The 9170-nt window shown below is 73.8% G+C and carries 7 protein-coding genes; all 7 read right to left on the reverse strand.

Annotated features, from left to right (window positions below; genetic code table 11):
- Positions 1-2105, reverse strand: a 2105-nt coding sequence (locus tag VFM98_RS17800; RefSeq protein ID WP_414709043.1) for a hypothetical protein, incomplete at its 3' end; no start/stop codon positions are given.
- Between the two features lie 4 nt (positions 2106-2109).
- Positions 2110-4083: a hypothetical protein gene (locus VFM98_RS17805; protein ID WP_325111240.1), complete on the reverse strand. Its 1974-nt coding sequence runs from the start codon at positions 4081-4083 to the stop codon at positions 2110-2112.
- Positions 4084-4093: 10 nt separating this feature from the next.
- A complete protein-coding gene (locus tag VFM98_RS17810; protein WP_325111241.1) occupies positions 4094-5101 on the reverse strand; it encodes a hypothetical protein in 1008 nt (335 codons plus the stop codon).
- A 2-nt stretch (positions 5102-5103) separates the two neighbouring features.
- The gene (locus tag VFM98_RS17815) at positions 5104-5265 is read right to left on the reverse strand and encodes a hypothetical protein (protein ID WP_325111242.1); all 162 of its coding nucleotides are present in this window, start codon (positions 5263-5265) and stop codon (positions 5104-5106) included.
- Between the two features lie 9 nt (positions 5266-5274).
- Positions 5275-5619, reverse strand: a complete 345-nt coding sequence (locus tag VFM98_RS17820) for a hypothetical protein (RefSeq protein WP_325111243.1) — start codon at positions 5617-5619, stop codon at positions 5275-5277.
- A gap of 24 nt (positions 5620-5643) precedes the next feature.
- Positions 5644-8439 (reverse strand): phage tail protein, encoded by a 2796-nt coding sequence (locus tag VFM98_RS17825; protein WP_325111244.1) that lies wholly within the window; start codon positions 8437-8439, stop codon positions 5644-5646.
- Between the two features lies 1 nt (position 8440).
- Positions 8441-9170 (reverse strand): baseplate J/gp47 family protein (locus tag VFM98_RS17830; RefSeq protein ID WP_325111245.1); only part of this gene is annotated, 730 nt, incomplete at its 5' end.

Raw genomic sequence — 9170 nt, forward strand, 5'->3', positions numbered from 1 at the left:
GGCGGCGTCGCGTCTCCGGATTCCCCGGCAGCCGGGGCCTCGATGGGCAGGCCGAACGCGGCATCCTCCGCGGCATCGGCCGGTGCGCCCTGCTCCACCCACACCCAGCTGGCCGCATCCCCGGCCTGCGCGCCCGGCGGCAGGGCATCGGTCAGCCAGTACGCTTCGATGCCGCTGGCGGCCTTGCCCGCATAGCCCCAGCTCACCTGGCTGTCCTGCGGGCCGCCGTAAACGACGAAGGCGAGCCCGTCGACCTTCCGCCCGGCGAGACCGGCCCGCGCCATGGGCACGGACAGCCGCGTCCATCGCCCCGTCTGCGGCAGCTCGCCGATGCGCTCGCCTTCGCCTTCGGGCTGCGCACCCCAGAAGAACGTCGCGGCTTCCTCCTCCGGCGCCTCGGCGCCGTCCGGCGACGCCTCGGCGCTCACCAGCGGCTGGACCGCGATGCCGGCCGGCGGCTGGTCGATGCGCACGAACACGATCAACTCGTCGCTCGCCCGGAACTCCAGCTTCAGGTGGGCCCCCGTGAACTGGTGCCGGCCCGCACCCTCGGAGCGGTGGATGCGCGTGAACGCCATCGCATCCAGCGCCCCGGTCTCGTCCGGCAAGGCGTTCGGGTCGTCCTGCGGGTAGGCCGGCAGCTCGCCCACGATCGCCTGCGTGAGCAGGTCGAAGCGGCGGCGCAGGGCATCGCGGCGGGTCAGCACCTGCACGCGCTCGCGGGCCAGCCGCGCGATCTCGAGGTCGAACAGCGGATGGACGTGCACGTCGAGCTTCAGCAGCTCCGGGTCGTACAGGCGCGCGGGCACCGGCACCAGCAGCTGCACCTGGTCGCGCAGCGAGAGGTTGAAGGGCAGCAGCGGCGAGGCTTCGGCGATGAGCGCGTCCACCATGTCCACCGGGATGGGCTGGGCCTGCACGTCGAAGGTGGGAGGGAAGATGTGCTGCCGCGCGCTCGTGAAGTCCACCGCCTCGCGCGGCAGGATGCCCGCCGGCGGCAGCCACTCGAACTGCTGCGCCAGCACGGCGGCATTGCGCTGGTCGGGCGGCAGTTCGGCCAGGTGCTCGAGCAGTTGCGAGACCCGCGCCTGCCACAGCACGTCGTCGCCGGACCAGGGCACCAGCGCGCTGCGGTTGTGGCGCCCGCCCCCCTGCCGCACCACGGCGGCACGATCGGCGAAGGCCGGCTTGAACGCGGCGTCGAAGGCGACGATCGACAGCGGCACCCCCAGGAGCTCCCACGGCCAGGGCTGCGCGCGCTCGGCGAGCAGCCCGGCCCGGACCGCGATCGCATCGCGCTCGGCCGGCGACAGGCCGGCCCACTCCTCCCACTCCCGCATGGAGCGCGGGGAGGTGATGGACAGGCGCTCGCGCTCCGCGCCGAACACCGCATACGCGAGCCGGTTGCGGAAGCGGGCATCGATCGCCTTGCCGTCGGTGCTCCACAAGGGCAGCGGGCGATCTTCCGGCCAGGGCGACCAGGCGAGCTGGAAGCCGTCTTCCCAGGCGGCCTGCGAGGAGGCGCCCTCCTCCGTCGCATTGGGGCAGGGCGAACCGGTTTCGCCGCTGCGGTCCAGCGCGACGGTGCGCGGAATGGCCACCAGCACCATCGCATGCGGCAGGAAGCTGGCGCCATCGAGCTCCGAGAGCACCTGCGCCAGCGAGGCCTGCCGCTGCAGGTCCGACAGCCGCTCCCACGGCGTGGCACCGGTGTGCTGTGCCTCCAGTGCCTGCTCCACGCGTGGCGAGATCACGCCGATGGCATCGAACGCCACATGCAGCGGATAGGCGAGCTCGATGTCCTGCCCGTCCTGCGCGATGGCATGCCCCGGCAGCAGCACCAGCGTGTCGCCTTCGATCGCCACTTCCAGCCCGTCGACGACACCGGGCGCCACCGTCTGCCCGAGCCGCATCATGTCGGCGATCCGGCTGCGCTGTTCGTCGACCAGCGCCGTGTGCGTCAGCGAACGCTGCGGAAACAGGTTCAGCCGCTTGCGCAAGGGCGGCTCCCCGGCGCCGGCCCGGGCATAGGGCCCGGGCGCGGGAACGGCCGCGAGCACGTGCTCGCCGGGGAAGGGACGATCGATGCCGCGCAGGACCTTCATCGCATCACTCCCGCTGCACGCCCGCCAGGATGGCCAGGCGCGCGCCCGCGTCGGACCCCCTGGCCGCATCGCGCAGCTGCAGGGCGAAGTCCGCCTGCGCGACGACCGGCAGCTCGCGCGCGGCGCGGTCGAGCGCCGGCGCGACGCCGCTCTCGGCCACGGCCTTCACGAGCTCGGGCGTCTGGAGCTCCTTCCGCACCTCCGGCGCGGCCGCCTGCACCAGGGCATCGAAGCCCTCGCCCAGCTCCGGGTCGCCGAAGTCGCGCGCGACCTCCAGCACGTCGTCGTGGCGCAGGCCCTCGTCGCCCCGGGCGTCCGCGCGCGCGCTGAGCGCCTGGAAGGCGCTGCGGCGCAGCAGGTCGGAGGTGGCAAGCACGTTGGCGGCGACTCCCGGCGATAGGGCGAGCCGGGGCGCCGCCAGCAGGTTCACCGTCTCGGCGCGCGCCAGCGTGGGGATCTTCGCGACCAGGCTGTTGAAGCGGCCCAGCACGGCGTCGGCCCGCACCCGGGCGTCCACCTCCGCGTCGAGGGTCTTCGCATCGCCCGCGAGCCGCAGGGTGGTGCCGGAGATCTCCGCCGTGAAGGGCAGCTGCCGCTTGCGCAGGTACCAGAACATGCCGCGCCCCTGCAGTTCGGCATTGGCCTGGGTGCGCGCGGCCTCCACGGCACGCTGCCAGGCCAGGGCGAGCGCATCCGGCGTGAGGTCCGGAACGGTCGGGAGCAACGGGATGGCGGGTTGGGCGATGCGCACCAGCGACTCGAAGGGCGAGCGCTTGGCGATGAGCCCCGCGGAGGCCGCGCGCACCGGCCGCACCACCGTCTGCAGCGAACGCTTGTGGGCTTCGAGCTGCTGGCGCGTCACCGGCGCGACGACGAGGATGGAGAGGTGGTCCAGGTCCTCGTCGGCGGCCCGCAGGTCGATCGGCGGCAGCGCCAGCGACTCCTGCACGAGCGCGGCCAGTTCGTCGGCCGGCACGAAGGCGAACTCGCAGTCCACCATCGGCGGGAAGTAGTTCTGCAGCAGCGTCAGCGCGCCGAGCTGCGTCTCGAAGCGCAGGGTCGATGCGGGCAGAGGCCCCACCGGCGGCAGCACCTCGAACTGCCGGGCCGCGGCGAACCCGGCCTGGACGGTTCCGGTGTCGATGTCGTCCATCTGGTCCTGGTGCTGCTTCAACCAGGCTTCCAGCAAGGCGCGCGGGCGTTGCGACAGCCCGGCGGCCAGGGTGGATTCCGCGCCCACCTCGCGCCGCACCATGTGCACGTCGAGCCAGCGCAGCGTGCCGCCCTCCAGGCACAGCATGGCGAGCGGCAGCGCGTCCTGCAGCACGCCGGGGCGCTGCCGGTCGAAGAAGATCTCGCGCGCGACGCGCGAGCGCTTCGCGTTGGCGTTCTCCACGCCGGCGCGGTCCGGGTAGGGAATGAGGGTGAGCGCGGTGGCCTCGACGATGTCGCCGTCGCGCACCGTGCGCCGGCCCTCCAGCGTCGTCGGATAGGCCGCGGTGGGGTTGGTGCTGAACTCGATCGGCCGCAGCGCCAGCACGAACAGGCCGCTGCGGTTCACGGCACTGGCTGGCGGCAGGGCCTTGATTCCCAGCTGCGCGTCGAGCTGCGCGGCCTGGGGCAGCGCGGCGACGGCGATGGTCAGCGGGGTGTCGACTTTCACCAGGTCGCCGCTGGGGGTGATCCCGGTGCCGGGCTCGATGACCAGCGTGGGGCTGCCCGAGGCGGCCTGCGTGCCCAGGCCCACCATCAGCCCGCGGATGACGCCCGTGCCCATGGCCTGCGCGAGGTCGGATTGGCGCGCGCGGATGTAGTCCTGGTCCGCGGTGAGGTCGGCGGCGGTGAGGAAGCGGCCGTCGAAATAGAACGGCCGGCGCCGGCCGCTGTCCACGATGATCGCACCGGCCGCGAGCTGGGCCTGCAGGCGCGCATGGTCCCGGGCGTCCCGGATGGGCATTTCGCGGGTGGAGATCGGCATCACGTGCTCCTTACAGCGCGCCGCGCCATGCGTACGGGTTGAAGATGATGGGCCGCAGGCCGTTGTCGGCCAGGTCGCGCCACTTCGGCTCGCGGTGGTCGTCGGGGCCTGGAGGCTCGCTGGCCGCGATGGCGGCGATCGCCGCCGTGTCCACCACCGGGAAGCTGCCCGGGTCGTCCTGCTGCACCGGGATGGACACGCGCGCGAGCAGGACCTTGTCCCAGTCGGCCTCGCTCGCGTGCTCGGCCAGCCGGGGCAGGCGCGTGGGATCGGACTGCGAGGGCTCGGGCCACGCGTCGAGGGCGCTTTCCATGCACCAGAGCCGCCGCGCGGCTTCGAGCGCCACCGGGTCGGCGATGCCCTGCAGCCCGGCGAGCATGGCTTCCAGCTTGGGCGAACGCGGCTGCGGCACCGCCAGCGTGCCCTTGGGGTTGGCGTCGCTTTCGCCCACGACGTGCGCGAGCTGCAGCGTGAGCTCGAAGGCATCGGCCAGGCGCGAGGGCACCTCGGCCGCCTCGAAGGGGCCGGCCGCGAACGCCGGCGTCCTGCCGTGGGGGCAGATGGCGAAGCGCGCGAAGACGTCGAACACCAGCCGCGTGGCCCCCGGCACGTCCTCGCGCACCGCATCGATCACCTCCAGCCGCTCCACCGCGCTGGTGCCCATGGCCTCCCGCTGCGCCAGCCAGCGCGTGACGTGGATGCACTGGGTGCGACGGATCTCGATCAGGCGCCCCAGGCGGTCCATGGCCAGGCCGGGCGCCACCTGCACCTCCAGCTGCGGGTTGTCGTTGGCCGGGCAGCGCACGCGCAGGCCGGCCAGGGTGCCGAAACCGTAGAGGGCCGCGAACGCCCGCCCCATGCGGCCACGGGTGTAGAGCTGCTCGGCGGCGAAGTCCTCCGCGCCCAGCAGCACGCCGGTCGCATAGTGGACGCGCTCGGGCACGCCGCGCGGCGCCAGGCTTTCCTCGACCAGGTCGTCGGCCAGTTCCCTGGCGAGGCTCGTGTCTGCGGCACCCATGCTCACTCCTTGGAGACCTTGATCACCAGTTCGGCCGGCTCGCTCTTGCCGGTGCTCCCCTGCACGACGAGCCGCACGAGGTAGGTGCCCTCGGGCAGCTGGGGATCCAGCAGCACCTCGGGCTCCTTGACCGTGAGCGGGCGTTCAAGCGTGAGGGTTTCCATCGCGGTCCGTCATCCGCGCAGCAGCGACCAGTTCCACACGCTCACCTGGCCGCCGATGTCGCTGGAGCGCTCGCCGGAAAGGCGGAAGGGGCGGCCGAAGGGCACCGTCACCTCCGGCGTGGCGATGCGCTCGCCGGCCGCCGTGATGAGGTCGATCACCGCGGTGGGCCGCTCGGTGTCCTGCACGATGACGGTCACGCTGGCGGTGTCGGACGCGTTGCCCGCGTCGTCCACCACGACGAGCTGGAACACGTGCTTGCCGGGCTTGAGCGGGGTGGCGGCGCTGACGGCGACATCGAGCAGCGGCTCGTCGGACTTGACGTCGGTATCGGTGCCGGGGACGAACTTGGCCATGGTGGGCTCCTTGACGGATGCGGTTCAACGGGGGGGCAGGTGGGACCAGGAGAAGGTCTCGATGGAGAGGCCTTCGTCGGCGGTCGATGCGCTGCCATCGAGCTGGAAAGGCTGGGCCGTCCCGGCGATGCCGGTGGGGGGCAGGCCCCTGACCGCGATGCGCGCCACGGGCCGCTGCGGTGCGCCGCGCGGGGGCAGCACGCCCTGGAACGCGCCGCCATGGGCATCGAGCGAGGCCTCGCCGCGCAAGGTGTCCACGCCGCCCAGCGCCGAGGTCTCGGGGCCGGGGCCGACGCGCACGGGCCGCTTCGGTGGCGCGGCACGCAGGTAGGTGTCGGCACCCACCAGCGAGGCCACGCTCACGATGAAGGGATAGGCGGCCGGGACGACGCGGGTGAGCACGTGCGCCGGCGCGCCCAGGTCCGCCAGCCGCTGCACCATGCCCATCTCGTCGGGCGAGAGTTCCTCGTGCACGAGGACGGTGACGCGGTGGGCCAGATCGTCGAACAGGGCCTTCCGCGCGGCGGCGCGGTCCGCCTGCAGGGTGCCCTTCATCCCGGGGCCGGCGCTCTCGATATGGCGAAACAGCGCGAGGAAGGTCTTGAGCTGCCCGGGCTCCAGCGTGTTCGCGTCGCCGAGGAACAGCGAATCGCCGACGACCGAGTTGCTCGCCTGGGCGACGCCGGTGGTCAAGGGGTCGGTGGCATCCTCCAGCCGCGCGCCCAGGATCGTGGACAGCGTGCGCCGCAGCCGGAAGTCCTCCACCACCACGATGCGGCCGCGCGTGACCGCACCGTCGGTCGCGATGTCCAGCGCGAGCCGCAGGCCCTGCAGCGTGCCGTGGCGGCGGGCCAGCTGCGGCGCATTCAGGACCATCCAGCGCGCCCGCTCGGCCGGCATGCCGGGCTCGACCGACAGCCCGATCCACGAGGCCAGCCAGGGCAGCGTCTCGGGCGGGCACGCCATGGCATCGGTCAGCAACGCGCTGGCGGCGATGCGGCCTTCGATGTCGGTGAACAGGCCTTCGAAGAGGTGCAGGAAACGGTCGAGGAAGTCGGCGCCGGTGGCCGGTCCGGCACGGTCGGCATCCTCGCCGAAGACGCGCTCGTGGTACAGCGCCGGCAGGTAGCGGTCGCGGTAGGACAGGCGCCCGGCATAGGCGCGCAGGACGGCCAGTTCGGGGGTGGCGCGGCCGTCGCCGAACAACTCCACCGCCACCCACAGGCGCGAGCCTTGCAGCGCCCGCACCGTCGTCCCGGCCCGCTGGACCAGCACGGTGAACAGGCCCGCGCGGCCGGCGTTGCCTTCGCCGGGCGGGCAGCACAGCACGCCCTCGCCCAGCGGCACTTCCGTGGGCTCCTTGACCCAGGCCGCGCGCGGCAGGTCCGGCGGCAGGGCTTCCCGCACCTCGGGCGGCAAGGCGCTGCGCTCGCCGATCAGGTGCGGGTGCCAGTGCGCGCGCTGCTCCGGGTTGCCGGGCGCGAAGTCGGGCGCGTCGGCATCGTTGGCGGCGAGCCAGACGATCATGGCGCAGCCGGCGGGCACGGCCGCTTCGGCATGCAGGCGGTGCCACACCGTGCCCGGGTCGCGCGTGTCGATGCGCCCCAGGGCGGAACGGGCGCCGCTGTCGGCCGCGCGGCGCTGGGCGGCGTTCAGCACCAGGCCGTAGCGGGCGCGGGCGGCGGTCGAGACCCGCGCCACCTTGGCCGGGGCCACGCCGCCGCTGCCCTGGCGCGGGTAGTGCAGGCGTTCCCCCGGACGGCCGGCCACGAAGGGTCCGCCCGTCCAGCCGGCCAGCGGGTGGAAGTCGCCTTGCGGCTGCAGGGGGGAGCGCAGGTCCTCGGGCAGGGTCTTGCGGCCCTCGGCGCTGGCCGCGGCGAGCCGCTCGAGCAGGGTCGCGGGCATGGCGTAGGTCCACACGCCGGGATCGCGGTCCTTGCCATCGGGCGACTTCAGCACGCCGCGGGTGGCGAGGGCGATGCGTTCGGCATCGAGCCAGCCCAGCGTGTTCGGGAAGCGCGGGCCGGCCAGGCGCAGCGGCAGCGACAGGCGCCCGTCGTCCAGGACCAGGCGCACGCTGGCGCCTCCGGACGCGCGTCCCAGGCTCAGCACCAGCAGCTTGCCGTGGCGATGCGTGGCCAGGGCGATGGCCTTTTCGCTGGCCGGCACGCGCCCTTCCAGCACGCGCCAGCGCGGCGGGTCCGGATTGGGATCGGCGGCGCCGAACCGCGCGTCCGCATCCGTGCCCACGTAGAGGGGGCGGGTGAACAAGGGCAAGCCGCCCAGGCGCGCCAGCCGGCCCTGCTCCACATCCAGCGCCCACGCGCCGCCGCCGGGAGCGGAGGTCACGCGCTGCGGCTTGAAGCCGGCGGGCGCCTCGAGCCGCGTGAGTTCGAAGCGCCCGCGCAGGTCCACCATCCAGAGCGCCCCGTTGGCGGCGAGGTACAGCACGTCGTCGTCGCCCACCGTCAGGTCCGCCACCGGCCTGGCCTCGGCCGGCAGGTCGAAGGGCTGCGGCGCCAGGCCGTGCCGTTCGGCCAGGTGCGACACGCTGGTGAGGCCGGTGCCGTCCCATTGCACGTGGTTGCCGAAGGCATCCACCGCCAGCGCGGGCTGCAGCGCCACGTCGGCCACCCGCGTGGCGGCTTCCTTCAGCGCCAGCCCGCTGGCGCGGCTGGCCAGCCGCACGCCGGCGATGCGATGGCCGGGCGCCGCCTCGACCGCCTCGGTCGGCTCGCCCCCTTCCAGCGGCACGCGCCATGGCTGCAGCCCGCCGCCCGCGAACGACAGGCCGAAGGAGCGCAGTCCGTTGACGTCCATGTCAGCACAACTCCGGCACGACCGGCAGGTAGAGCGCGGGGCCGTCGCTGCCGCCGCCGCTGTCGCTGTCGCCGCTGCTGCCGCTGCCGCCCGCGAACGGCGCCTCGACCGAGCCCGGCGCGTCCACGCCCTCGACCACCGCCAGCGCCGACAGCTCCGGCAGCTGCCACGGCTCGAGCGTCAAGGTGGTCACCGCCTTGCCGGCGCCGGGAAGTTCGGCGAACACGCCGTCCTTCTTCTCGAACAGGCGCACCGGCGACACGCCCGCCACGCCGGCCACGCGCGCGACCACCACTTCCACTTCGCGGTCCGTCAGCTTGCGGCCCAGCGGATAGCCACCGTCGCTGGCCGCCGTCGCGGGCCAGGCGCCCTCCTCGCCGCTCAGGCCGATCGGCAGCGGCCAGAGGTACCTGCGCAGCGCCAGCCGGACTTCGGCCAGCACCTGCTCGCGCGCGAAGCCGTCGCGCACCTGCACGGCCACCGAGATCCCGATCTCCCGGTACTCGCAGCCGATGACATACAGCTCCGTGGCCAGCGGCCGGCGTTCGTCGAGGAAGGCCCCCACGGCTTCGAGCAGCGGCCGGTCCGCCCGCGGCAGCGGCGCGGCGTACTCGGTGCCCAGGCGCTGCGGCAGCACCATCACGGACACCGCGCCGGGCACGGCGTCGTCGCGTTGATGCGGCTTGAAGCGCGGCAGCACCTCCACCCGCCCGACCTGCACGCCCGGCGCC

Source organism: Ramlibacter sp., assembly GCF_035706265.1.
Taxonomy (GTDB): domain Bacteria; phylum Pseudomonadota; class Gammaproteobacteria; order Burkholderiales; family Burkholderiaceae_C; genus Ramlibacter.

What these genes read in the sequence shown, in the direction of transcription:
- VFM98_RS17805 (WP_325111240.1), bottom strand. Translation starts at nt 4,083, where the DNA reads ATGCCGATCTCCACCCGCGAAATGCCCATCCGGGACGCCCGGGACCAT.
- VFM98_RS17810 (WP_325111241.1), bottom strand. Translation starts at nt 5,101, where the DNA reads ATGGGTGCCGCAGACACGAGCCTCGCCAGGGAACTGGCCGACGACCTG.
- VFM98_RS17815 (WP_325111242.1), bottom strand. Translation starts at nt 5,265, where the DNA reads ATGGAAACCCTCACGCTTGAACGCCCGCTCACGGTCAAGGAGCCCGAG.
- VFM98_RS17820 (WP_325111243.1), bottom strand. Translation starts at nt 5,619, where the DNA reads ATGGCCAAGTTCGTCCCCGGCACCGATACCGACGTCAAGTCCGACGAG.
- VFM98_RS17825 (WP_325111244.1), bottom strand. Translation starts at nt 8,439, where the DNA reads ATGGACGTCAACGGACTGCGCTCCTTCGGCCTGTCGTTCGCGGGCGGC.